Here is a 25,613-nt window from a genome sequence, read left to right on the forward strand (position 1 = left end):
TTGGTTTTTCGCCGGACTCTACACAAGACACTTGAATGTGTGTTGTTTTGAGAACTCGTTTTTATCATTAAAGATAAAAACTATTGTAATTGAATCTATTGATTCAATTTACTAGTCAGCTTTCCAGATTGTTAAAGAGCATTGTGTTTCTAACTAAAGAACCACTTTCTAATGATTTTCGGCGGCAAAAAAGCTGACTCAACAAAGATAACCTTCATTGAATCTGCATTTACGCAGAAAACAGTTAGAGAGTGGTGGGCGATACCGGGCTCGAACCAGTGACCCCCTCCTTGTAAGGGAGGTGCTCTCCCAACTGAGCTAATCGCCCACGATAGTTTTAATTCCTTCGTGAGAAAGAATGGTGGGTCGTGCAGGATTCGAACCTGCGACCAATTGATTAAAAGTCAACTGCTCTACCAACTGAGCTAACGACCCATACTTCTAAAAGAAGTGGCGTCCCGTAGGGGAGTCGAACCCCTGTTACCGCCGTGAAAGGGCGGTGTCCTAGGCCTCTAGACGAACGGGACTAAGTATTTCTGCCATGTTGTTGGGCAACATGGTGCTCTCTTACATTTTAACCAAGCAATCTGTGTGGACACTGCATCAAACAAGCAGTCTATCGTTTAAGGAGGTGATCCAGCCCCAGGTTCCCCTAGGGCTACCTTGTTACGACTTCACCCCAGTCATGAACCACACCGTGGTAAACGCCCTCCCGAAGGTTAAGCTATCTACTTCTGGTGCAGCCCACTCCCATGGTGTGACGGGCGGTGTGTACAAGGCCCGGGAACGTATTCACCGTGGCATTCTGATCCACGATTACTAGCGATTCCGACTTCATGGAGTCGAGTTGCAGACTCCAATCCGGACTACGACGTACTTTCTGGGATTCGCTCACCATCGCTGGTTGGCAGCCCTCTGTATACGCCATTGTAGCACGTGTGTAGCCCTACTCGTAAGGGCCATGATGACTTGACGTCGTCCCCACCTTCCTCCGGTTTATCACCGGCAGTCTCCCTGGAGTTCCCACCATTACGTGCTGGCAAACAAGGATAAGGGTTGCGCTCGTTGCGGGACTTAACCCAACATTTCACAACACGAGCTGACGACAGCCATGCAGCACCTGTCTCAGAGTTCCCGAAGGCACTAAGCTATCTCTAGCGAATTCTCTGGATGTCAAGAGTAGGTAAGGTTCTTCGCGTTGCATCGAATTAAACCACATGCTCCACCGCTTGTGCGGGCCCCCGTCAATTCATTTGAGTTTTAATCTTGCGACCGTACTCCCCAGGCGGTCTACTTAACGCGTTAGCTCCGAAAGCCAGGACTCAAGGTCCCAACCTCCAAGTAGACATCGTTTACGGCGTGGACTACCAGGGTATCTAATCCTGTTTGCTCCCCACGCTTTCGCATCTGAGCGTCAGTCTTTGTCCAGGGGGCCGCCTTCGCCACCGGTATTCCTTCAGATCTCTACGCATTTCACCGCTACACCTGAAATTCTACCCCCCTCTACAAGACTCTAGTCTGCCAGTTCAAAATGCTGTTCCGAGGTTGAGCCCCGGGCTTTCACATCTTGCTTAACAGACCGCCTGCATGCGCTTTACGCCCAGTAATTCCGATTAACGCTCGCACCCTCCGTATTACCGCGGCTGCTGGCACGGAGTTAGCCGGTGCTTCTTCTGTTGCTAACGTCAAACGGCAACGCTATTAACGTTACCGCCTTCCTCACAACTGAAAGTACTTTACAACCCGAAGGCCTTCTTCATACACGCGGCATGGCTGCATCAGGGTTTCCCCCATTGTGCAATATTCCCCACTGCTGCCTCCCGTAGGAGTCTGGACCGTGTCTCAGTTCCAGTGTGGCTGATCATCCTCTCAAACCAGCTAGGGATCGTCGCCTTGGTGAGCCATTACCCCACCAACTAGCTAATCCCACCTGGGCTAATCTTGACGCGAGAGGTCCGAAGATCCCCCTCTTTGGCCCGTAGGCATTATGCGGTATTAGCTATCGTTTCCAATAGTTATCCCCCACATCAAGGCATATTCCCAGGCATTACTCACCCGTCCGCCGCTCGTCAGCAAATTAGCAAGCTAATTCCTGTTACCGCTCGACTTGCATGTGTTAGGCCTGCCGCCAGCGTTCAATCTGAGCCATGATCAAACTCTTCAATTTAAAGTTTTTGATGGCTCAATGAATACTGATTGAATATCGATAACTAGAAGCTAGTCATGATATTCGAATTGACTGTGCCAAAGCTTAAGTAAACTTAAGTTTTGTATTGGTCACTCAGTTCATTGATGCCAAAGTCATTGTTACTTAAAAAGTCACAATGAACAGTTTTGACTATTCATTTCACGAGTGCCCACACAGATTGCATGGTCAAATTGTTAAAGAGCTTTTCTTCGTCGCTTTCGCTCTGAAGAGGTGCGCCATTCTAAAGAAATCAAGGTAAGTGTCAAACACTTTTTGAAACTTTATATTCAAAGGCTTTCACCGCACTAACTCGTTGCTAGTCATCTCGTTTTGAGAAGCTGCTCTCCGTGTCAGTGAGGCGGCATTATAGAGACTTTGATCGCACTGACAAGCCTTTTTCTTAAAAAAATATGCAACCGATGAATATTTCACCTAATGTGTTATTTAGCCCCCACAGGGCAACATTTGACGATCGTCACATTCACTTACTGGTAATTATAAGTCAATGAAAGTAATATCAATGTGATTCTGATGTTAAAATAACCAATAAGCATTCTTCTTACTATTTACGACGATGTAGTATTGAATATGAAATTATCCAATCAAACCTTAGTAACCATCATCGCCCTAGCTGTACTTGGGGCTTTAATCATGAGCTTTATCGCTATTTCACCTTCTATCGCCTTTGCGTTAGGTGTCATCCTCTCTGGGTTAGCTGTCCACTTTATGCAAGGAGCCTCTCCTGCAGCTGTAACACCTGATGACTCATCCTCTACTTCGAGTTCGAGCAAAACCATTTATGTAGGTAACTTACCGTACCGCGCTAATGAGAATGATGTAAAAGATCTATTTTCTGAACACGGTGAAGTTTTCGCAGTTCGTCTAATGAAAGACAAACGCACAGGTAAACGTAGAGGTTTTGGCTTTGTTGTGATGAATAGTGCCGATGTGGGTACTGCTATCGCAAACCTAAACAATAAAGAATATGGCCAACGTACATTGAAAGTGCGCGAAGCCAATGAGCCTAAGAATGGGGAAGATCTAGATTCTGAATAGGACTTAGCCCCATTTCTGAAAGGAAAACATTCAGTGCCGCTTCATGATGTGAAGCGGCACTATTATATGTAACGTTCTTTTTCTGGTTTTGAACGATCTGATCTGTCTCACCCAGCAAAGCCTTTACGCGATTCGCGATTGCTTTACCAGAATCGATAATTTGTACGGGCGTAGAAAAAGCCAGTTGGATTTCATCTTTAATCAATGGGAAATGGGTACAGCCCAGAACAATACCGTCGACTCGATCCAACCAAGGTTGGAGTATTTGTTGAATTTCGACCAGAGATACCAGCTCTCCTCGCATTTTTTGCTCTGCTATTTCAACCAATCGTGTAGAACCAATCATCAGAACTTCACAATCTTTCGCAAATTCAGCGATCAACTCCTGAGTATAACGTCGCTTAATCGTTGCTGGCGTAGCAAGTAAACCAATGACTTTCTTTTCGCTCGATGCAGCTGCTGGCTTAATGGCTGGTACAACTCCCACTACAGGAACATCTAGCTGCTCACGTAAGGTAGGAAGAACAATCGTGCTGGCGGTATTACATGCAATCACAACTAAATCGACAGCATGTTTCAAGACCAACTTAGACACAATCTCTAATGTCCGCGAAATCAGTACCGATTCTTCAAGCTCACCATAAGGGAAAGCTGCATTATCAAAAGCGTAGACATAATGCTCATATGGCAGAAGTGTGCGGATTTCTTGATATACCGATAAGCCACCAACGCCAGAATCAAAAATAAGGACACTTTTCACTGAACACACCATATTTACGCTATTTAATAAGGCATATCATACTGCGATTTACAAGGTTCAGAAACCTGCATTATTACCTTAGTAGAGATACCGCTGGTAATGAAACCGTGTTGCTCTTTCTATAAATGAAGGTGAAATTGCTAATCGCCTTTTGAAGCAAGGTGCTGCTATGACAAGCGTATGAAATTCGCCATTTTCGCCACAGGGATCAACACCGCTAGGTAAAGAGTCTATAAATTCAGGCGTATACCATTGCCCGCAGTAATCACCCGTCAATTGTTGAGTATCCACGGTTGTAACTAGTGTTTGGATACCACGCGTAATTATTTCCTGCGCTAGTAGAGAGCTATCTTCTCCCATCAAAGGAAAAACGCATTGCCATCCAGCAGGTTCAATATAGCTGCGACGATAATCTGCAATACCATTACAGAACATATCACCAAATGCGACAGCATCAATGTTCAACTCTGAATCCTTTAACCCCATTATAACCGTAGACTGATAAACATCATTTGCAGGGAATACACTCGGCAATAAAATGGTGACCAAAGGAAGCTCAGCAAGATTAGCTTGCTGATAAACGACGTCAATTGGCGTTGCTTGGAAAGGCACTTCATCTGCAAGGTAGGTGGTGAATAAGCCCACCACGTTATATCGAGGGTCTTCAAGTAATCGAAGTAGAGTCAATGCTGAGTCTTTACCCGAGCTCCAGCTGATGATGACATTAATGGGTTTCATAGTTTATCAACGCTATGTGGTTATGAAATAGATATAAAGAAGGCCGCTAATAAGCGGCCTTTATCAACGAGATAATATTTCTAGAATTGGTATGAGCCGTTCACATAAAATGCGCGCTCTGGAGCTGGATACCCTTTTGCCGTTTCATACTTTTCATTTAGCAGGTTATCGACACGACCACGGACAACCAAAGCATCTGTCACTTGATAGGTCGCCGATAGATCCCACAAACTTGTCGCAGGTAAATAGCTGTCATCGGTAGGAGCAGTTGTCGGTAGGTCTAAACGCTTACCTGTATATAAGTAAGTTAAACTTACCGTAGCATCCCCAAATGCTACATCACCAATCCACTTATAATTCTGTTTTGCACGACGTGCGAGCTGAACATCTTTCGCATCTTTATGATCTTTAAAATCAGCAACAACAGTATGGTTTACAATGCCAGTCGCAAACTGAACATCAAGTTCAACACCTTTAATTCGAGCATCGACATTATCAGATTTAAACTTACCATCTGCGCCTTTATACCAAATAATTAAGTTGTCAACCTTGTTATCATAAGCTGCAAGATTCCATTGCATAAATTCATAATAACCCGATGCACCTAGTTCGAAGTTTTTAGACTCTTCAGGCTTCAATTCAGGCTTTGACGCTAAATCAGAATACGTTGGAGCTTTAAATGCAGTGCCATAGCTCGCTCGCACACGGTGCTGCTCATTAATTTGATATGCCGTTGCTAAAGACCACGTCGCATAGTTATCGTACTTGTCATGCTTGTCATAACGAGCATTACCTTCAACCGTTAGTTGGTTCAATTCCACTAAGCCAGAAACATAGCCACCGTAATTATTACGACTTTCACCCGCTAACTTATGCTTTGAACCATAACTTAAGGCATCATCCTTTAGCTTTTCACGGCGCCAATCAAGTCCGCCACCCAGTTGCAACATCTCTGTTAGTTGATAAAGGTTCGCCCACTGCACATTGAACATATCGGAATTTGCGCGAGTGCTCGCATTATCTTTACCTTCACTCTGACTGTAATTGAGTGACTGGGTGTCTTGATAGTTCGTACTAAACTGCGTTTGCCATGCTGCTGCTTGGTGTTCAAGCTGCGCGGTGACATTCTGGTTTCGCACATAACCAAAGTTTTTCACACCATAGCTATCATATTCAGCTTCATTCTCATACCAGCTCGCTGAACCATAGGCTTTAGTGTTATCAGCTAGTTGATGTTCATAACCAACTAGTGCATTTTTGCTGTCGTAGCCATGCTTTACACCATCATTTTTACCTGGTTGTGGTCGCACATTATAACCATCCGTTTGAACGAAACCTGCGGCCACTTGTAAATGACCCGCATCGCTCACGTCAGATTTAGCAACAAAGTTCGCTTCTTTGTATGCTCGACTACCACCGCCCAACGTCATTTGCTTAGTGTCATCACCTTGCTGAGAGCGAGTGATAATATTGATTACACCACCAATGGCATCAGAACCATATTTTGCAGCACCAGGACCACGGATGACCTCAACACGCTCGACTAAACCAATAGGGAAACGGTTAAAGTTAACACCACCACCAATTGACGAGCTGATTCGTACACCATCAACAAGCACTAGTGTCTGGTTACTATTTGCACCACGAATATAAACTGAAGCGTTTTGTCCTAAGCCACCATTTTGTGCAACCTCTACACCAGGTAAGCGACGCAATACTTCTGGTAGCGCTTTAGCTTGAATAGCTTCAATTTCTTCACGTGTTACAACACTGATCGGCGCTAAAACAGAAGATACGGGTTGTTCAAATCGATTCGCTGTTACCACCATCACATCATCGGTTGATGTTTCAGTCGCAAAAGCCTGACTTTGGATAAATAGAGGGGCTAACGCCACTGCTAAGAGCGTTTTTTTCATTAGATTGGATACCTTAAGTCGCGTTTATTACTAAGCACATTGCTTCGAAGCACTGGTTGGTATTCGGACTTAAGAGCGTGGTTTACACCGCCTACGGCAACAACTTCCCATTTCATCTATTGCTGAGTTTAATAGACAAAACAGTGTTTGGGACTACGTCCATGTGCTTTCGTTCTCTATCACCGCTGCGCGTCAGTTACGGATTTTCACCGTATTCCCTAGCCATCATGGCAAACCAGCGCACCGCGAATCCTAGTAACCCCGTCATTAATTGTCTAGCTTTGTTTAGACTTAACAGCAAATAAGCGCCAGCTTTGACACTTTATCTGCCTCAAGGCTGGACATCCCGCAACAATACAATAAAATCTCCGCTCTTAATTTGAGCAGTTTGAGGCAAACAAATGGCATCCACCGCAGTTAATCCCGCTGATTACCAACTTCAGTTGGATGAAAAAGCAGAACGAATTCAAAATATCTTCGCAGATTTTGAAACGCCAGAGCTTGAGGTTTTTGCCTCACCTGCTGAACATTACCGTATGCGAGCAGAGTTCCGTGTATGGCATGAAGGTGAAGACCTTTACTACGCAATGTTTAATCAAGCGACCCGCGAAAAATACCGCGTGGATCAATTCCCAGCAGCCAGTCGTCTTATCAACGATTTAATGCCACTGATAATCGATGCGCTAAAGCCAGTTCAAGCACTGCGCCACAAGCTATTCCAAGTGGATTTCCTCTCGACGCTAAGCGGTGAAATTTTAGTTTCATTGTTATACCACCGTCAGCTAGACGAAGCATGGGAAGCAGAAGCTAAAGCCTTAAAACAACGCTTAAATGATGAAGGGTTTAACCTGAATCTAATTGGCCGTGCACGTAAACAGAAAATTGTTCTAGACCAAGAACATGTGATTGAAAAGCTGAAAGTGCATGATCGCGTACTCACATACAAACAAGTTGAAAACAGCTTTACTCAACCCAACGGTGAAGTAGCACAGAAGATGCTTGAATGGGCTGTGGACTGCACCCAAGAAAGTGAAGGTGATCTGTTGGAGTTATACTGTGGTAACGGTAACTTCTCACTAGCGCTAGCACAAAACTTTGAACGTGTTCTCGCCACAGAGCTAGCTAAACCATCGGTAGACTCTGCGCAGTTTAACATTGCCGTAAATAATATCGACAACGTTCAGATCATTCGTATGTCAGCAGAAGATTTTACGGATGCGATGGAAGGTAAGCGTGAATTCCGCCGCCTCAAAGATCAAAATGTCGATTTGCAGAGCTATAACTGCAACACTATCTTCGTTGATCCACCGCGCTCGGGTATGGACGAAGGCACCTGCCGAATGGTGCAAGGCTATGAACGTATCATGTACATTTCATGTAACCCAGATACGTTAAAAGAAAACTTAGCTATCTTAAGCGAAACACACAACATCACGCGTTTTGCTCTTTTTGATCAATTCCCATACACCCACCACATGGAAGCTGGTGTATTGCTGGAACGTAAATAAGCCTCGCTTATTTATGACGGTCATCAAAAACAAAAAAGGCGCTTTAAGCGCCTTTTTTATTGCATTTATTTAATGAATAAATAAACGTTAAGCTGCCGCTTCTTCTTTCTTACCCATCACACCAAGTTTCACCGCAACCCAGAACAATAGGCCAAGAGAAATCATTAGTGGTAAGAAGTTTGAACCCATTTCAGGCATTTGTGCACGTAGGAAAGATGAATAGCCAAATGCACCTACTAAGAAACAAGCAAACGCAATTGCAGGCGTGCCTTCAGACATAGGTTTTGTTAAGTATTCTTGGTATAGGCAGTACACTGCCATGGCAAAAGCGATAACAGGAAAGACGGAGAAAGCAACGGCGCTTGACGTAAATACCGCCAGCGTTGCATTACCACATAAACCCGCTAACAAAGATAAAATCAATGTTTTACGTTCAGCTTTTACTTGTTCCTTGTTCATATTCTTCACCAGCAAAATAAGGTTATAGTTTTTGCCTGAGCTCACGACGCTCACGCTCTTTACGGTACCAGTAGGCACCTTTTGCAATCATTCGTAATTGCATGATCAGCCGTTCGGCATGCTCAGCACGCGCATGATTGTCTAGATCTAACGCTTCAGCGCCAGAACTGAATACTAATGTAACTGATGCCTCAGCTTGGGTGTAAGCCTCGTCGTGCGTTACCCCTGTTTTGGCTTCTAAATACTCGGCAAGTTCCGCTACAAAATGTTGAATTTCGCGCGCTACAGCCGCACGAAAGGCGGTAGATGTTCCCGAGCGTTCACGCAAAAGTAGTCTAAATACATTTGGACTACCTTCAATAAATTCAGTAAACGTTTCAACCGAAGTGCGAATAACACTTCCCTCTTCGGCAATCCGTTGGCGGGCCTGACGCATCAACTGACGCAGAATCAAACCACCTTCATCAACCATGGTAAGGCCAAGCTCATCCATATCTTTAAAATGACGATAAAAAGAGGTGGGAGCAATCCCCGCTTCACGTGCAACTTCACGCAAACTTAAGCTGGAAAAACTACGATCAGCACTAAGCTGACTAAACGCAGCATCAATAAGCGAGCGACGGGTTTTTTCTTTTTGTTGAGCCCTAATACCCATGAATCTATTGGTTCTCTAATACTCTGTGCTGCAACTATACGCGGTTTTCAATACCAGTTCAGCGAGAATCCTGATCTTTCGATAAGGCTCTTATGAAATTAATCAGACCATAGTAAGTCCTGACTTAAACTGAATCAAAGCGACATTTGTCACTTTTAACTACTGGCTCACAAAGTAGCATATTTTCGCCAAGGGTACTTGCAAGGTTAGTTTTCGATACGCTGACAACGTGATCGCTACCGAGCTATGGCTATCAACTGATTTTCCACCAGCAAAATCAAGGTTACACTGCCGCTACGGCAATGTTGCATGGATGATAATAAAGGCCAAGCCAATGACAAAGAAAAATCGACAAACCGCCCAACATTTTGACGCCATCGTAATAGGTAGCGGTCCTGGCGGTGAAGGGGCAGCGATGGGATTAACCAAAGCTGGCCTCAATGTCGCCATTATTGAACGCGAAGATAGCGTCGGTGGCGGTTGCACCCACTGGGGCACCATTCCCTCAAAAGCACTACGCCATGCCGTCAGTCGAATCATCGAGTTCAACCAAAACCCACTGTACTGCAAAAACAACTCTAGTCTGCACAGTACTTTCAGCCAAATCTTAGGCCATGCTCAAGACGTAGTGAACAAACAAACCCGTATGCGCCAAGGGTTTTATGACCGTAATCAGTGCAGCATTCTTTTTGGTGAAGCGAGCTTTGTTGATAGCCATACGGTACAGGTACGCAATAAAGACGGTAGCCACGATTTATACCATGCTGATACTTTTGTAATCGCCACAGGTTCACGCCCTTACCAGCCTGCAGATGTCGACTTTAACCACTCGCGAGTGTATGACAGCGACTCGATTCTGCAGCTCAAGCATGACCCTCGCCATATCATCATTTATGGTGCAGGTGTGATCGGCAGTGAATATGCGTCCATCTTCCGCGGGCTAGGTGTAAAAGTAGATTTAATTAATACTCGCGATCGCTTATTGGAATTTTTAGATAACGAAATTTCAGACTCCCTCTCTTATCACTTATGGAATAGCGGCGCGATGATCCGCAATGGCGAAACCTATGAGCGAATTGAAGGTACTGAAGATGGGGTGATTTTACACCTTGAGTCGGGTAAGAAGATGCGGGCTGATTGTTTGCTGTATGCCAATGGCCGCACAGGTAATACCGATAGGCTACAGCTTGATAAAGTGGGATTAACCCCAGATTCTCGCGGCCAACTCAAGGTTAATCAAAACTATCGCACCGATGTTGAACATGTTTATGCGGTTGGTGATGTTATTGGCTACCCTAGCCTTGCGAGTGCCGCTTACGATCAAGGTCGTTATGTCGCGCAAGCCATCAGTAATGGGGAGGCCCAAGGCAGTTTAATCGACCATATCCCGACCGGTATTTATACCATTCCTGAAATCAGCTCCGTCGGTAAAACCGAGCAGCAACTTACAGCTGACAAAGTGCCTTACGAAGTCGGTCGCTCCCAATTTAAACACCTTGCTCGCGCTCAAATTGCAGGGACTGAAGTTGGCAGTTTAAAACTATTATTCCACCGAGAGACCAAAGAGATCTTAGGGATCCACTGCTTTGGCGAAAGAGCTGCCGAGATCATTCATATCGGCCAAGCGATCATGGAACAAAAAGGAGAAGGAAATACGATCGATTATTTCGTGAATACCACCTTCAACTACCCAACCATGGCCGAGGCTTATCGCGTTGCTGCGTTGAATGGCCTAAATCGCTTGTTCTAACCTAACGTTTTTAATTAAACCCCAAAAAAAACGGAGCCATAGGCTCCGTTTCGCTAATGATTATTTGCCATCAGTGCCCTAGACCGCATCCATCATCCGATCGTCAGGTGTGAGGATCTTGGCCCACGGTAAATGCTCATCCCCTAATGTAATGAAGTTAGGGTTCTCTAGCGTATTTCGCTCATTATAAGACAACGGTGTTAGATGCGTATTCAAAATCCGACCACCAGCTTCTTCAACAATGCATTGTGTCGCCGCGGTATCCCATTCACCTGTCGGGCCTAAACGTAAATAACAATCCACAGCCCCTTCAGCAACTAAGCACGCTTTTAGTGCCGCTGAACCTAATGGTACTAAGTCATAGTTTAACGCTGGATCTAATCGATCGGTGATCGCTTGAATATTTTGACGACGGCTAATGGCTACTGCAATCGACTGGGTTGGTAACTCATGCTTATGGGTCGCAATGCGGAAGGTTTCACCATCGGGAGTGATCTTCCAGGCGCCTTTACCTTGATAAGCGTAATACGTCACCCCAGAAATGGGCGCATACACCACCCCCATCTTAGGTTGATTATTTTCCACCAATGCAATGATAGTCGCAAAGTCACCACTGCCAGCAATAAACTCTTGGGTACCATCCAGAGGGTCAACTAACCAATAACGATCCCATTGGCTACGCTCTGCTAACGGAATACTGGCATCTTCTTCTGATAATACAGGGATATCTGGCGTGAGCTCTGAAAGTTGCGCTACGATCAATTTATGCGCAGCAATATCCGCACTCGTCACTGGTGTATTATCGTGTTTGATTTGCTTTTCAAACTGGCCACGTTGATAAATATCGAGGATCACCTGGCCTGAAGCACGAGCAATTTCTATTACTGAAGGGATTAAATTCGACAATTCCATAGTAGATTCCTTCTTAGTCAGCCAATTGCTTTAAGGCTAAAAACAATGCTGTGATACTGCGCGCTTCTGCAAAATCCAGATGGTTAATTAGCTCTTCACCTTGATTGACGGGCCAACGAACCAATTCCAGTGGCTCGGGTTCATCCCCTTCTAGCTGTTCAGGGTACAAACCTTGCGCCAGAAAAAGGGTCATTTTACTAGAGAAGTACGATGGTGCTAGCACCACCTCTTTCAATGGCGTCAGCGTATTAGCACCAAAACCTATTTCTTCTTTTAATTCTCTATTCGCAGCTTCAACTGCACTTTCACCCGGATCAATTAACCCTTTTGGAAAACCCAGCTCATAACGATCGGTACCAGCAGCATATTCTCGCACTAATAAGAGATCGCCTTCAGCTGTAACAGGGACGACCAATACTGCATGACGGCCACTCGGCTTCATGCGTTCATATGTACGTTCCACCCCATTAGAAAAACGCAAATCAAGCGACTCAATTTTAAATAATCGAGATTGTGCAACAACCTCTGTCGATAGAATTTGGGGTTTGTTGTTATCAGCTGCCATGCTGTCGTCCTATTCGTTATGCTTACAAACGGCCATTAAAGTTCAAGTTATACCGCCCTTTGCCATCAGGATCACCTAACCATTTCAGTTGTTGCCCTAACTGTGGTGGGAATTCAGCGCCAGGCTTAAACCACCCAGAGAGGTTATAACTGTAATTTGGTGCTAAAGATGCCTTCCAGTCACTCGATACATCAACCGATGATTGATCCGCTGTCGCTAAGACACTGCCATCGTGACAACTTAAATCTGCAATCACCGGACCGGGGTTGATCCCACCCATTGGTGAGGAAATATTCGCGGTCGACCAAGCTAAGGAGGCATCTAGCGTTGAACAAAAAGGCTGAGCATGAAGGTAATCACGTACCGTCAGTTCCAGTAACCCATCCACTTTCACAGGCACAGGAACACGCGCATATTTAACAACTTCCGTGGCAGGAATAGAGACTAAAAAATTACGCGCAAAAGCCCCCGACATGCCGTAGCCCACAACACCACGGCCATCAACACGCATCTCACTACCTTGGCCAAAGCGCACCGTAAAAGCCACGTTACCAGTGAATAACGCACTGGCATTAAACTGCCATTGAATCTGACCTAGTTGGTACTGCTGCCAACGTACTTGAGTCGCTCGACCTTCCCAAGGTGTACCTTGGATGCCTGAAACATTAAGTCCATTAATCACCGGGGCTTGCAACCACAACCAACTTGCAGGCACATGTGCTATCGCACTGCCCAGCAATACCGCACCAAATGACGTTCCAAGGAGTAGCTTATACTTCACACTTAACCTCGACCCAGCTGTAAACGGTTCACTTCGACCACACCGTTTTGATCGGCTTTCGAAATATCTAAAAACTGCGCATCAATACCATGTTCATCACGTAAAAAGGCCAACCAATTCACTAAGGTATTAAACGGTACGGGCTTCACCCATACTTGAACAGCTTCGCTTCGCGGCTGCATACGGATCAATTCAATGCGAAAGCGAGTCGTAGTTTCATTAACAACTTGATTTAACCCTTTGTCACTGATCCCAGCGCTGCTTGATGCATTACCACGTAAACTGATAATGTTATTGGCTTTCTTACTCACCCAGCTAAGTAACTGACGTTCACTATTGATCCTCTGTTGCGCCACATCAGCACGCGTAGCCAAAGGTTGCCATAAGCCCCAATAGAAAATAGCAATCAACAATGCACCACCGGCGCCAAGCATCAAGCGCTGTTCGCGAAGGCTGAGGGCTTTCCACCATGATTTCATGACTTTCTCCTTAGCACGACAGCACCATTCACTTGACTACCTTCTTTACTTAATTGCCCTTGCTGTACCGTAAACTCGGCAGCAAGTAATGTTCGTAATTGCTCAAAATGTTGGAATTCTGCAGCCGTGGCTTGTAAGCGTAATTCACCCCGGTTTTGGTCGTATTTTAAATTGGTGTACGCGACTTGCGGTACCTTCTTAAAAATGGGTTCTAGTTGCGCTAGCCAAGGCAATAAACCTTCTTGGTTTCCACCGCCACCTAAACGCGCTAATTCGCTGTCCATTTGGCGCTTCAAATAACTCTGCGTTGGGATATTACGAAAATTAGGTAATACCTGACGGAAAATACGCTCGCTTTCAGTTCGGTATGCTTGGGCTTGTTGCTCCATACTTTGTACTGATAAAACGTGCTCGGTTAACATGGCTACCAGTACCAAGCCTGCCGCAATCGCGACTTTCCGCCACGGCTTAATATATTTACGCCATGCTGACTGTGCTTTATAAGGACCAGACAGCATATTAAGCTTGGTTTCTTCTGCCCCTTTAGCTAAAAGCTCCATCACTAATTCTGGCGTTTCTGCTTTCCACTGACACGGGATATTTTCAGGCTTAGGCGTAAAGTGATGAATAACAATATCAGCCGCATTTGGAATATGTGCTTCAGCAACGATATTGGTCTCAGTTACAAGCTTATCGGCTTCATCTGTATCTACCGAAGCTGCCATATCACCAGAATCATCAACATCTGCGTTATCAAGATCTGCCGTCGCAATAATGGGGGCATTTTGAGCCAATAGCCAACTACCTAACCAACTTGCTTCCGCGGCTACACCTTGTGTTTCTGATTGACGAACCAGCCACTGTTCGTCCAACTGCGCAGCACAATAACCCTGCTCAAAAAGCGGTAAACATAAAGCATCGGGTAGGAGTTTTTTCACTTCCATACCGGCATCATTAAGCGCTGTAAGCCATGCTTGCATACGTTTATGTTCAACAACCGCAACATGGGCAATATCCCCGTCACGTTTCAGTAGGTGCACATGCAAGGCATCGATATCTTGTGCTAACTCTTCTTCAAGTAAGAAGGGCAGGACAGCAGCTAATTGACGGCCACTTCCGGTAGGAATCGCAACTTGGGTTAGCAAAATATCTTGTGCAGGTGCCAACGCCAGCACTTGGCGCTGTGCTGCATAATCAGCTAATTCATTTAACTGGGTCATATCACTTAGCTGCCCTGAAGCAATCACTTCATTCTGCTGTGACGACCACACCAACCAATGTACAGGTTGGTCAGGACGGCTACTTAGCCTGATTGTCAGCAACTCGCTCACTGATTCCTCCATAACGGCGACGTACAACCGTCACCTGTTTTTGTTCGTCACGTTTAAGCAAGGCCACGACGCGAACTCGGGCGCGATCCACTAGGATCTCAGCATCCAGCTGAAAGTAGTCGCTTTTAATATCAATATGTTCTTTCGCTTTAGACTGCGTCGCACCATCGATACGAGCAATCACCCCTTCAGCAAAAAAATCATCTACATTTTGCCAGCCATCATAAGGGCGATTGGATAATAATGTCTTAGCGTCAGACACCGATAATTCAGGGGTGAATAACGCAGCAAGTAGCGCAGCATTATTTTCGCTAACGGTATTCACATTCAATTTGAACGTATCAACGGGTAATGCACAGACAGCACCCTTTACTTGGTTAAAGGCTTTCGCTGTTACTCCGTTAACGGCTCTTAGCTCACTCACATCTGCTATAAAATGATTAGCAGGCAAGTATGCCGGTTTAAAGCCTTCGTAGGTGCTATCTTCCGCCCCGAAGGCGGATTGTACTGTGTCATCGGGGTCGACGAATTCCCATGTCGATTCCGCTATCACTTCAGCTTCATAGCTTTCAATTCCCGATTCTTCCAATAATGCTTGTAGTACTTTAATCAAATAGGGTTTGGTACTGCGATCAGCTTCAGGCGCTACCGACGACAAGGCATTAAGGTTAAAACACGCTTGGCGATCGAGAATATCACCCACAGCATCACCACCTTCGAGTGGGTAACGCTGACCTTTGGTTGCCCATGCCTGACTTAAATTCACCGTATCGCTATCATCAATCCCTTCTTTGATGGCGACTTTTGCCAATGCTTCCAATCCCACGCTGTACCAATACGCTTGCTGGTGCTGAATTTGATTTTCTACTCGATAGAAATTGTGGTGAAGACGCTCCGTCATTTGCACCGCCAACAAGGTCATCATGGCCAATAGCATCAATACAACAATTAATGCGACACCGCCCTGTTTGCCTTTCGGTGATTTCATGCGAAGACTCATTGGTTATCATCCTCGCTATTGGTTTGCGCTAAGCCTGACTGTGGCACCAAATATACGCGCTCAATCTCGCCTCTGTCTTTTAACGTCAACCGCACTTCAATACCTTGCGGTAAGCTACCTGCTTGTTCCCATTTATCAGTCCACTTTTTATCAGCAAAAAAACGAAACGACAGCGCAGTCACATCGGCCAATACCTCACGAACCAGCGGTTCTGCACCCGCGACATTGTCTGGGTAGCGAAACCACACTCGCTCTAGCTTATCGTCGATAACACGATAACCAACGCGCACGACTTCACCCCGTGGAAACATTTGCTGTGGGTTTTGCCACCCAAGGCGCGTAAACATGATCCCTTCGCTGGCGGAATCCAGCACATACTCACCCGCTAACAAATATTTATCACTTGGCTTCTCACCCTGGCTACGGGTTTTACGGGCAACGATTTGACGAAAGTCGTTATCCATCATCACACTCATACGCTGGATTGCTTTAAGCCGCGCGTTGTGATCGCGAGATTGCTCATCGCTGCGCTGGACACCATTTAGTACTTGGTACGCTGATAAACTCAACATCGCAAAAACGGCGATAGCCACCAGCACTTCAAGAAGTGTAAAACCTTGCTGAAAATGGGATGAGCGACAAGGGGCTTGTTTAGTTGGCAACATACGTTCTCACTGTCACTACTGATTGCTTACGGTCTTTATCTGTCGCAACAACCATTTCTAACTGTCGTAGGTAGCCGTCTGTTGTTTTGGTACTTGATACTGTCCAATACCATTTGCGGCCTGCAAATTCACTTTCCCCACGCTTACTCGATGTCGGGATCTTGCCACTCAGCTGTAAACGGGCTAATTCATTATCCGCCACCATGGCGGCGAAGGTTTTCTCTTCCAGATAGCCCATGGTATTAATATGCTGAGTGACCGCTTTCATCACACTCAACGCAGCTGTTGCAAACACCGCGAGTGCCACTAGCACTTCAAGTAACGTCATCCCGCGTTGGGTCTTCATCGACGTGATTTCCTTTCTGGCATTTCTTCACCAGGTGCTAATAAATACAGCTCTCCAAGTTCGTCTGCGCGCACTTGCCAAAATTCATTCTCGCCGTCGATCTCAAACGCTAAGCTAAACGGGGTGTACTCCCCACTAGCCATAACAATCAATTGCGGCGGCTTTATTTTCTTCTTATCAGTTTGGTCAGCAAACAAGTCTTCATCGAATAAAGAGCCAGGCTTAAACAAGCGATCATTGTCTTGCCATGCATAGCCACCTAATTCAACTTCCAGCGTGATGTCATCCCCCACTTCAACCTCACTGAAATAGCGAGATTCTTTCATGGGCTGCCACTCTGTACCTGTTAGCTCAAGAAACTGATAACGGTGGCGCTCAATGCGAATACCGAAATCCGTTCCGTTAAGCAGTGCATCTTCACCAAGAAGCTGCACTAGTTGAAAGAAACGCGCCGCCTCTTCTTTCGCCTTATCATCATGACGCTCAGGGAGAGTCGCAATCACGGCCACAGCACTGCTTGCTAACAGCACCAGTACCAACATGATTTCAATCAGCGTAAAGCCCGCAGCACGTTTCATCATCATTCTTTTACCAACATCGCTCAGACTTAAAAGTCCAGCATGTTCCAGTTACCGATGTCAGTATTCACTTCTTCACCGCCTTCTTGACCATCAGCACCTAAGCTGAAGATATCAACCGCGCCATGCTCACCTGGCATCACGTAATTGTACTCATTGCCCCAAGGGTCATTAGGTAGTCGCTTGATGTAACCGCCGTTACGGTAGTTACGCGGCTCTGGACTTGAAGACGGCTTAGACACTAACGCATCAAGACCTTGGTCTGTCGTTGGGTAAACACTGTTATCCAACTTATACATATCCAATGCTTGCTCTAAAGCACTAATATCCGTTACCACTTTCTGTTGGTCGGCTTTTTCTTTGTTACCTAGTAAGTTAGGTACGACTAAACTTGCCAGCACCCCTAGGATCACAATCACGACCATAACTTCGAGCAGCGTAAAGCCACGTTGTTTGCGTTGCATTAACTTAACCTCCAAAAGAATTACATTCCGACCATATTATTGAGTTCAATGATCGGCATTAAAGTAGCGATAACGATGAACATGACAATGCCTGCCATCGCTACAATTAATAGGGGTTCAAATACCCCTAGCGCCATATTGACGAGGGATTCAAAGTCACGGTCTTGGTTATCCGCCGACCGTGTGAGCATCTGTTCTAACTCACCACTGCGCTCACCACTGGCAATCATGTGTAACATCATGGGTGGGAATAGCTTGGTTTGCTCAAGGGCGATACGTAACGTTGACCCTTCACGCACTTTGTCTGACGCCTCCAGAATTTGTTGATTAACCCAAGTATTGGTCATCACATCAGAAGCCACCTTCATTCCGTCCAGCAATGGAATGGCGCTAGAGGTACAAATAGACAAGGTACGCGCAAAACGAGAGGTGTTTAACCCACGAGCCACTTTTCCTATCACCGGGATATTCAGTACCCAGCGATCCCAGCGTAATCTGAAATCAGGCCTCTTCAATGCGGTTTTAATACCCATAACGATGGCAATGATGACAATCACCACCACGATGCCCCAATTCTGCACAAAGTCACTGGCAACAAGTAAGACTTCGGTAATACCCGGTAACTGCTGACCCATCTGCACAAATTGATCGACAATTTTCGGAACCACTGTCGCCAACAAGAAAGCCACCACAGACACGGCCACCAACGTTAGCATGGTAGGGTAAATCATCGCTTGTTGTAGCTTACTGCGCATTTGCTGACGATTTTCAGTGTAATCCGCCAAGCGATTCAACACCGTATCGAGGTGCCCTGATTTTTCACCTGCCGCCACCATGGCACGGAATAACTGATCAAACACATGCGGGTATTCCGCCATACTGTCAGATAAGGTGTAACCTTCAACAACACGCGAACGCACCGCTAATAGCATATTCTTCAATCGTGGCTTTTCACTTTGCTCTGCCACCGCTTTTAAACACTCTTCTAGCGGCATCCCCGCTTGTACTAAAGTGGCTAACTGGCGGGTGATCAGAGACAAGTCATGCGTGCTAATACCACGGCGAAAAGAAAAACTACTGCTCGCTTTTTTCTTTTCTCGCTCATTGGTTTGCACCACTTCGGTGGCCATCAAACCTTTTTCACGCAATTGCTGGCGTACTTGGCGGGCATTATCCCCTTCCAAGACCCCTTTTTTCTGTCGGCCCTTAGTATCAAGCGCTTTATATTCAAATGCCGCCATTAGCTTTCCTTGGTTACTCGCATGACTTCTTCAAGCGTAGTAATTCCTAGGCGTACTTTCGATAGGCCATCATCACGAATGCTTGGCGTGTATTCTCGTACTGCACGTTCAATCGCTTGTTCACCGGCTTCACCGTGAATAAGTTCTTGTACTCGATCATCAATTAATAATAATTCATGAATACCTGTACGCCCTCGGTAACCTTTATTATTACAGTGCTCACAACCAACAGGGTGGTACAGGGTTAATGATTCCTGCTCTGGCACATTAAACAGCTTTTTCTGTTCCGCATTCGCTTCGTACGGGTCACGACACTCCTTGCACAAGGTACGCACTAAACGTTGCGCTAACACGCCCAATAGCGACGATGACACTAAGAATGGTTCAATCCCCATATCGCGTAAGCGGGTGATTGCACCTACCGCCGTGTTGGTGTGCAACGTAGACATCACCATATGGCCCGTTAACGATGCCTGAACGGCAATTGCGGCAGTTTCTAAGTCTCGAACCTCACCAATCATCACCACATCAGGATCTTGACGCAAGATGGCACGAAGCCCCCGAGCAAAAGTCATATCGACTTTGGTATTCACTTGGGTTTGACCAATCCCATCGATATCAAATTCAATCGGGTCTTCCACCGTCAGAATATTGCGCTCTTGGCTGTTAAGCTCTTGCAAGCCTGCGTATAAGGTCGTGGATTTACCCGAACCTGTAGGGCCTGTTACCAAGATAATGCCATGCGGCCGATCGATGATTTTACGGAAATTAGCATGGTTAGCAGCGGTCATACCCAAGCTATGTAAATCAAGGCGGGTCGCATTCTTGTCCAATAGACGTAATACCACGCGCTCGCCATGAGACGACGGCATAGTCGAAACTCGGACATCCACGGCTCGGCCACCGATACGCAGAGAGATACGACCATCTTGTGGTACGCGTTTTTCAGCGATATCAAGTTTCGCCATAACCTTGATCCGCGAAACAAGTAGCGGTGCCAGTTTACGGCTTGGCTGTAGTACCTCACGTAACACGCCATCAATCCGAAAACGGATCGACAGCACTTTTTCAAAGGTTTCGATATGAATATCTGACGCAGCTTCTTTGATGGCTTCCGCTAACATGGCATTGATCAATTTAATGATCGGCGCATCATCTTCGGATTCAAGCAAATCTTCAGTTTCAGGTAAATCTTCTGCTAATGAGAAGAAATCATCATCAGAGCCTAAATCTTCCATCAATTGACGCGCTTCTGAAGAGTCACGTTGGTACGCTTCTGTCAGCTTCAATTCAAAGGCTTTCGCATCCAGTGCTACGGGAGTAAACCCCCGCGCAGCAACACGGCGCACTTCAGCCAACACAGTGGCAGATAGCGTGCCTGAATACAGTAATAGCCAACCTTCTTCACTCGCTTCAAGCACCACTTTATGGCGCTTAGCAAACGAAAAAGGTAAACGAAAGTACGGCTGCGTATCAGCAGCAAAGGTACTCATTACTGCTTCTCCAACTGCGCCACAAATGCACGTACTTCAGCAGGCAAAGCAATGTCTTCGCCATATTTTGGTATCACTGGAATTTGTGTATTCGGCATCAACTTCAAGCCTTGATCGGCTTTATACAGTTGCTCTGCTCGGATGTAGTTGTATTTACGTTGAGTAATACCATCAGCGGTCACACCATCACGGATAATGGTTGGTTTAATAAAGACCATCAAATTGGTTTTACTGGTGGTGGTATTGGTCGATTTGAACAAATACCCTAAGACAGGAATATCGCCCAAGATTGGAATTTTTGATTCACTCTCTTTGGTCTCTTCGTTAATCAAACCGCCTAAAGCAAGCATCTGACCATCTTGTACCAACACCGAGGTATTCAGCTGACGCTTAGCAAAACGGACATCGACTGCGCCATTAGCACCTAAGACACTCGAGACTTCTTGCTCGATTTTCAGTTGAACCGAATCACCTTCGTTGATCTGTGGCGTCACGTTCAGTTTGACACCCACTTCTTTACGTTCGATGGTTTGGAATGGGTTGTCATTATTCGAACTTGAAGCGGAGCCCGTAACAACAGGCACTTCCTCACCAACAATGAATGACGCTTCGCCGTTATCCATCACGGTAATACTCGGGCTAGATAGAATGTTTGAGTTACTGTCGGTTGATACCGCATTGACCAACATAGTCCAGTCACCCAATACAATCCCCATCATGGCACCATTAACACCACCAAGAGCTTTACCCAAGGTGCTGTAGTCACCGTTTTTATCTGGTGTCGTGGTTGTAACTGTACCCGTAGAGTTAACCGTGGTGGTGGTTGACCCTTTGATATCTTCGGCTTCTTTCAAACCAATCGCGTATTGTGAAATCGGTACGCCAGAGTTAGCAAATTGCACCACGCCACCTTGCTCAGACCCCCATTGCACACCGAAGTTAACACCGTCACCTTCTGAGATTTCAACAATCATGGCTTCAATCAGTACCTGAGCACGACGAATATCCAGCTGAGCGATCACATTCTCTAGGGCACGCATCACATCAGGCGGCGCGGTCAGAACTAAGGCATTGGTATCCGCATGAGCAGATATCATCACTGTATCTTTACTTGATGACGAACCGCCTTTCGCACTGTTACCTTTTTTTTCTGACTGGATATTGTCAGATACACCTTTAAGTACATCGACCATCTCTTCTGCATTGGCATATTTTAAATACACCACGCGGTTATTACCCGATGAGGCCATCTCTTTATCAAGCTGACGGATCAAGCGCTTTAAGCGCGCGCGTACTTTAGGGTCACCAGATAAAAGGACTGAGTTGGTTCTATCATCTGCCACTAATTTAGGCTGAAGAAAACTTGGGGTGGCTTTAGCGTCGGCCGTTTTATTTAACGCTTCAACAATACGCACCATTTCAGCAGCAGAAGCATTATTGAGTTCCACTACATCGATATCTTTATCACCTGCACGGTCTACACGCTCGATGATTTCCGCTAAGCGATTCACCACCGCGGCACGACCCGTGATCATAATGATATTCGCAGGATCGTAATGCACGACGTTACCCGCCCCGGCATTATCATTCAGCTGGCGTAGTAGCGGCGACAGTTCACGTACCGAAACATTACGTACCGCAATAACACGAGTAACAACCGCATCACCCGTTACTCCGTCTTTGCCATCTACAACGGGAATGGCTGAAATCTTGGCGTCTTTATCACGAATAACTTTAAGAACACCGTTCTCCATCTCAACCACAGCAAAACCGTAGACTTCCAATACATTTAAGAAGAATTGATAATACTGTTCATCATTAAGCAAGTCGTAACTACGCACATTGACTTGTCCACGAACCGCAGGATCAACAATGATAGTCTTTTCAAGGTTCCGTCCAACTATGTTGATGAACTCTTGAATATCAGTACCTTTAAAACTGGCGCTGAATTCACTGGCTGATACGGTGCCACATAGCAAACTACCAAGTAGCAGCCAAGCGCGCTTATTCATCCATCTTTTCACTAATCTCTCCTGCGTATTACGCATGCTTGCTTTGGTTGCTACTGCAACTCAATATAAATATCGTGTAACTGACCTTCACGCTCTACTGTCAAAGTAAAACTGGTCGCTTGAGATAGCTCAGTCCAGAGCTTCGCCATCACGGTTGGATCGGTTAAATCATTGCCATTTAAGCTAACGGCTAAATCATTGGCTTTTAAACCAACGGCGTCGAATAACACTCGCTCTTTACCAGGGTTAACGCGGTAACCTATCAGATCACCATCTTTTTTAACTTGAGAAAGGCGAATGTAACTAAAGAGGTTTTGCGGCTTATCGAGGATTTCTTGCTTAATCTTGCTCAGTTGCTCACCGGATACATTGCTTTGGCGATCTTTCGTTTGTGGCTTAGCTCGAGAAACAGGTGCAGCTCGTGACTGGGCTTTACCAAATTCCACACCATCAAGCATCAAAGTTTCATCTCGCCCGCTATTACGAATAATGACACGATCCGCATACACAGCTTGCAATGTTGCACGCGTACCATCAATTGCTTCGCTCAAGCCGTAGGTGTTTTGTTTTCCCTGATGCGCGATAACAGCAAGAGTCGTTTTGGTCTGAGAGCTCGCAACAACCCCAACCAAACGTAAATTCAGCCGTGTTTGAGGGGCATCTTGCTTAACAGGTTCTTGTTTAACAACTGCCGCACCTTGCTGATAGTTACCAAAAAGATTCATCGCAAGAATATCAGACACTTTTAAACCAGCTTGCTGACTGCTTGCCGATGCTTGAACTTGCGGTTGCCAACGTGAAACCGCCGTAGTGGGTTGTACCGCAGCCCAAATTAAACGCCCAAGGATCCATGCAAACATCACCACCAAAAGCCACGTTATACCGCGGGTTAATGTTTTTGTAGAAACGGGTCTTTTGTTGGGCAACATACCCAACCATTTTGATACAACCATATAAAATCCGTATTGAGTTGTTTTATAAAGCTACGTTATATGTGTGACGGACGATACAGAATACTCTGAGACAGGACAGTACACAGCTATTCTTTGCATGATCCACGTAATATACCAGAGCAGATCACGAAAAAAACACACTAGCTATCAATAGACTAGCCATTTAGGAGAATTAATTCCCATTTTAGCGTTGAAAACTCGATCATATATCACCATTTACTTGTCTTAACCCACAGCTGACGCTATCGCAGTAATATGCTATTTTTAGCGCCAAATTTTGGTAAGGAGCACGTTGTGAGCAACCGTTCAAGCGCATCAGAAGATACCCAAGTTCGCCTAGATAAATGGCTTTGGGCTGCCCGTTTTTATAAAACACGCTCAATCGCCCGTAATATGGTTGATGGTGGCAAGGTGCATTACAACGGCCAACGTTCAAAGCCAAGCAAAGTGGTTGAACTTGGTGCTGAAGTTCGAATACGACAAGGTAATGAAGAAAAAACCATCGTTATCATTAAATTGTCGAGTGCTCGCCGCGGCGCTCCCGAAGCACAAACTTTGTATCAGGAAACAGAAGACAGCATTAAACAACGCGAAGAGCATGCTAAATTGCGTAAGCTCAACGCCTTTGATAATCCAAGTCCTGAGAAACGTCCTGATAAGAAACAACGACGCGATATAATTAAATTTAAGAGCAGTAACTAAATTACCTGCTGGAGAAGACATGAACATGACAAACGACAGTCTCTATCGTTACCTATTTGAAGGTGTTTCTGTACGTGGTGAATTGGTACAGCTTGCTGACACCTACCAACAAATCATTTCCAGCAAGGAATACCCAGCACCGGTACAAAGCTTGCTTGGTGAACTCCTCGTTGCAACTAGCCTTCTTACGGCAACTTTAAAGTTCGAAGGTTCAATTACCGTTCAGCTTCAAGGTGACGGCCCGATCAAATTGGCAGTGATCAATGGTGATCACGACCAAAAAATGCGCGGTGTGGCTCGTTGGGAAGGAGATGTACCAACGACAGGTAACATCCACGATCTGCTTGGTAAAGGCCATATGGTTATTACCATCACCCCAACAAAAGGTGAACGCTACCAAGGTGTTGTTGGCCTTGAAGGTACAACACTGGCTGAGTGCCTTGAAGGTTACTTCGCTAATTCTGAACAGCTAAAAACGCAAATTATCCTGCGCGTTGGTGAGCACGAAGAAAAAGCGATGGCAGCAGGTATGTTGTTACAAATCATGCCGGATGGCCAAGGTAGTGCTGATGATTTCGATCACCTGTCTCAACTCACCAGCACAGTGAAGAACGAAGAACTATTTGGCTTAAAAGCAGAAGACGTTCTGTTCCGTCTCTATCACCAAGAAGAAGTGAAGCTGTTTGAACCACAACCCGTCGAATTCCACTGTGGTTGTTCACGTGAACGTAGCGCTTCGGCAATTTGTTCGGTTGAGCGAGTAGAAGTAGAGAAAATCTTAGCGGAAGACGGTAAGGTTTCTTTACACTGTGATTACTGTGGCACAACCTATGACTTTGATAGTGTTGACGTTGCAGCGCTGCATGAAAATGCAACAACAGGCGACAACCAAGTACACTGATTAATTTTTGTCCCGTATTAACTGACAGAAAAAATGATAATAGCCGAATTTAATTCGGCTATTTTTTTAACTGAAGCACACTTCTAGCCCTGCCTTACATTCATTTTTCACGCCTAAATATCGCTTTTTTCAAGAGAAATATTAATTTCGAGACCTAGCG

24 protein-coding genes, 3 tRNA genes, 1 rRNA gene and 1 riboswitch are annotated in these 25,613 nt (G+C 45.6%); of the genes, 5 read left to right on the forward strand and 23 right to left on the reverse strand.

Going from position 1 to position 25,613, the window contains the following annotated elements; translation table 11 throughout:
• Window positions 1-252 precede the first annotated feature (252 nt).
• The 4 genes from OCU87_RS16200 to OCU87_RS16215 all read right to left on the reverse strand — a co-directional run bounded on the left by OCU87_RS16200 (window position 253) and on the right by OCU87_RS16215 (window position 2,167).
• A tRNA-Val gene (locus OCU87_RS16200) sits at window positions 253-328 on the reverse strand.
• 31 nt (window positions 329-359) lie between these two features.
• Window positions 360-435 (reverse strand) — tRNA-Lys (locus OCU87_RS16205).
• Window positions 436-451: 16 nt separating this feature from the next.
• Window positions 452-527 (reverse strand) — tRNA-Glu (locus OCU87_RS16210).
• A 97-nt stretch (window positions 528-624) separates the two neighbouring features.
• Window positions 625-2,167 (reverse strand): 16S ribosomal RNA (locus tag OCU87_RS16215).
• 609 nt (window positions 2,168-2,776) lie between these two features.
• Between OCU87_RS16215 and OCU87_RS16220 the strand changes: the two genes are divergently transcribed.
• Window positions 2,777-3,244, forward strand: a complete 468-nt coding sequence (locus tag OCU87_RS16220) for an RNA recognition motif domain-containing protein (protein WP_062690365.1) — start codon at window positions 2,777-2,779, stop codon at window positions 3,242-3,244.
• On the opposite strand, the gene murI is transcribed toward OCU87_RS16220, so the two are convergent.
• The 3 genes from murI to OCU87_RS16235 form a co-directional block, all read right to left on the reverse strand.
• Complete coding sequence (gene murI / locus OCU87_RS16225; protein WP_062690364.1) at window positions 3,213-4,016, reverse strand: glutamate racemase; 804 nt, start codon at window positions 4,014-4,016, stop codon at window positions 3,213-3,215. The genes OCU87_RS16220 and murI overlap by 32 nt on opposite strands.
• 66 nt (window positions 4,017-4,082) lie before the next feature.
• A complete protein-coding gene (locus OCU87_RS16230) occupies window positions 4,083-4,742 on the reverse strand; it encodes a Dph6-related ATP pyrophosphatase (protein ID WP_261857557.1) in 660 nt (219 codons plus the stop codon).
• Window positions 4,743-4,822: 80 nt separating this feature from the next.
• Entirely contained in the window at window positions 4,823-6,658 is a 1,836-nt protein-coding gene (locus OCU87_RS16235) for a TonB-dependent receptor domain-containing protein (RefSeq protein WP_261857558.1), read from the reverse strand.
• 37 nt (window positions 6,659-6,695) lie between these two features.
• Window positions 6,696-6,913: riboswitch (cobalamin riboswitch) on the reverse strand.
• A 146-nt stretch (window positions 6,914-7,059) separates the two neighbouring features.
• Between OCU87_RS16235 and trmA the strand changes: the two genes are divergently transcribed.
• Entirely contained in the window at window positions 7,060-8,166 is a 1,107-nt protein-coding gene (trmA, locus tag OCU87_RS16240) for a tRNA (uridine(54)-C5)-methyltransferase TrmA (RefSeq protein WP_062690361.1), read from the forward strand.
• Window positions 8,167-8,253: 87 nt separating this feature from the next.
• On the opposite strand, the gene OCU87_RS16245 is transcribed toward trmA, so the two are convergent.
• A complete protein-coding gene (locus tag OCU87_RS16245) occupies window positions 8,254-8,625 on the reverse strand; it encodes a YijD family membrane protein (protein WP_062690373.1) in 372 nt (123 codons plus the stop codon).
• A gap of 22 nt (window positions 8,626-8,647) precedes the next feature.
• Entirely contained in the window at window positions 8,648-9,280 is a 633-nt protein-coding gene (gene fabR, locus OCU87_RS16250; protein ID WP_062690360.1) for an HTH-type transcriptional repressor FabR, read from the reverse strand.
• Window positions 9,281-9,614: 334 nt separating this feature from the next.
• Between fabR and sthA the strand changes: the two genes are divergently transcribed.
• Window positions 9,615-11,030, forward strand: a complete 1,416-nt coding sequence (gene sthA / locus OCU87_RS16255) for a Si-specific NAD(P)(+) transhydrogenase (protein WP_261857559.1) — start codon at window positions 9,615-9,617, stop codon at window positions 11,028-11,030.
• A gap of 78 nt (window positions 11,031-11,108) precedes the next feature.
• Here the strand turns inward: sthA and cysQ are convergent, their stop codons facing one another.
• From cysQ to gspC, 14 genes are read right to left on the reverse strand one after another with little or no spacing between them, the layout of a single operon-like run.
• Window positions 11,109-11,942 carry a 3'(2'),5'-bisphosphate nucleotidase CysQ gene (cysQ, locus tag OCU87_RS16260; protein ID WP_062690359.1) on the reverse strand — a complete coding sequence of 278 codons (834 nt, stop codon included), beginning with the start codon at window positions 11,940-11,942 and terminating at the stop codon, window positions 11,109-11,111.
• A gap of 13 nt (window positions 11,943-11,955) precedes the next feature.
• Window positions 11,956-12,507, reverse strand: a complete 552-nt coding sequence (gene nudE / locus OCU87_RS16265) for an ADP compounds hydrolase NudE (RefSeq protein ID WP_062690358.1) — start codon at window positions 12,505-12,507, stop codon at window positions 11,956-11,958.
• Between the two features lie 22 nt (window positions 12,508-12,529).
• A complete protein-coding gene (locus tag OCU87_RS16270; RefSeq protein WP_261857560.1) occupies window positions 12,530-13,288 on the reverse strand; it encodes a type II secretion system protein N in 759 nt (252 codons plus the stop codon).
• A gap of 2 nt (window positions 13,289-13,290) precedes the next feature.
• Window positions 13,291-13,767 (reverse strand): type II secretion system protein M, encoded by a 477-nt coding sequence (locus OCU87_RS16275; protein WP_261857561.1) that lies wholly within the window; start codon window positions 13,765-13,767, stop codon window positions 13,291-13,293.
• Complete coding sequence (gspL, locus tag OCU87_RS16280; RefSeq protein WP_261857562.1) at window positions 13,764-15,098, reverse strand: type II secretion system protein GspL; 1,335 nt, start codon at window positions 15,096-15,098, stop codon at window positions 13,764-13,766. Before gspL ends, OCU87_RS16275 begins: the two co-directional genes overlap by 4 nt.
• A complete protein-coding gene (gspK, locus tag OCU87_RS16285) occupies window positions 15,067-16,086 on the reverse strand; it encodes a type II secretion system minor pseudopilin GspK (RefSeq protein ID WP_390960844.1) in 1,020 nt (339 codons plus the stop codon). Before gspK ends, gspL begins: the two co-directional genes overlap by 32 nt.
• An 8-nt stretch (window positions 16,087-16,094) precedes the next feature.
• Complete coding sequence (gspJ, locus tag OCU87_RS16290) at window positions 16,095-16,763, reverse strand: type II secretion system minor pseudopilin GspJ (RefSeq protein ID WP_094956286.1); 669 nt, start codon at window positions 16,761-16,763, stop codon at window positions 16,095-16,097.
• Window positions 16,750-17,109, reverse strand: coding sequence for a type II secretion system minor pseudopilin GspI (gspI, locus tag OCU87_RS16295; protein ID WP_062690354.1), 360 nt, complete (start codon window positions 17,107-17,109; stop codon window positions 16,750-16,752). Before gspI ends, gspJ begins: the two co-directional genes overlap by 14 nt.
• The gene (gene gspH, locus OCU87_RS16300) at window positions 17,106-17,690 is read right to left on the reverse strand and encodes a type II secretion system minor pseudopilin GspH (RefSeq protein ID WP_062690371.1); all 585 of its coding nucleotides are present in this window, start codon (window positions 17,688-17,690) and stop codon (window positions 17,106-17,108) included. Before gspH ends, gspI begins: the two co-directional genes overlap by 4 nt.
• Window positions 17,691-17,716: 26 nt before the next feature.
• Window positions 17,717-18,151 carry a type II secretion system major pseudopilin GspG gene (gene gspG, locus OCU87_RS16305; RefSeq protein WP_062690353.1) on the reverse strand — a complete coding sequence of 145 codons (435 nt, stop codon included), beginning with the start codon at window positions 18,149-18,151 and terminating at the stop codon, window positions 17,717-17,719.
• Window positions 18,152-18,171: 20 nt separating this feature from the next.
• Window positions 18,172-19,392, reverse strand: coding sequence for a type II secretion system inner membrane protein GspF (gene gspF, locus OCU87_RS16310; protein WP_062690352.1), 1,221 nt, complete (start codon window positions 19,390-19,392; stop codon window positions 18,172-18,174).
• The gene (gene gspE / locus OCU87_RS16315) at window positions 19,392-20,885 is read right to left on the reverse strand and encodes a type II secretion system ATPase GspE (RefSeq protein ID WP_094956288.1); all 1,494 of its coding nucleotides are present in this window, start codon (window positions 20,883-20,885) and stop codon (window positions 19,392-19,394) included. The genes gspF and gspE overlap by 1 nt, the downstream gene beginning before the upstream one ends.
• Window positions 20,885-22,909, reverse strand: coding sequence for a type II secretion system secretin GspD (gene gspD / locus OCU87_RS16320; RefSeq protein WP_094956289.1), 2,025 nt, complete (start codon window positions 22,907-22,909; stop codon window positions 20,885-20,887). The genes gspE and gspD overlap by 1 nt, the downstream gene beginning before the upstream one ends.
• 38 nt (window positions 22,910-22,947) lie before the next feature.
• Window positions 22,948-23,850, reverse strand: a complete 903-nt coding sequence (gene gspC, locus OCU87_RS16325) for a type II secretion system protein GspC (protein WP_062690350.1) — start codon at window positions 23,848-23,850, stop codon at window positions 22,948-22,950.
• A gap of 294 nt (window positions 23,851-24,144) precedes the next feature.
• Between gspC and hslR the strand changes: the two genes are divergently transcribed.
• Window positions 24,145-24,552 carry a ribosome-associated heat shock protein Hsp15 gene (gene hslR, locus OCU87_RS16330; protein ID WP_239928731.1) on the forward strand — a complete coding sequence of 136 codons (408 nt, stop codon included), beginning with the start codon at window positions 24,145-24,147 and terminating at the stop codon, window positions 24,550-24,552.
• A gap of 25 nt (window positions 24,553-24,577) precedes the next feature.
• Complete coding sequence (gene hslO / locus OCU87_RS16335) at window positions 24,578-25,453, forward strand: Hsp33 family molecular chaperone HslO (RefSeq protein WP_062690370.1); 876 nt, start codon at window positions 24,578-24,580, stop codon at window positions 25,451-25,453.
• The last annotated feature ends 160 nt before the right edge of the window (window positions 25,454-25,613 follow it).

Source organism: Photobacterium sanguinicancri, from assembly GCF_024346675.1.
GTDB classification, from domain to species: Bacteria; Pseudomonadota; Gammaproteobacteria; order Enterobacterales; family Vibrionaceae; genus Photobacterium; species Photobacterium sanguinicancri.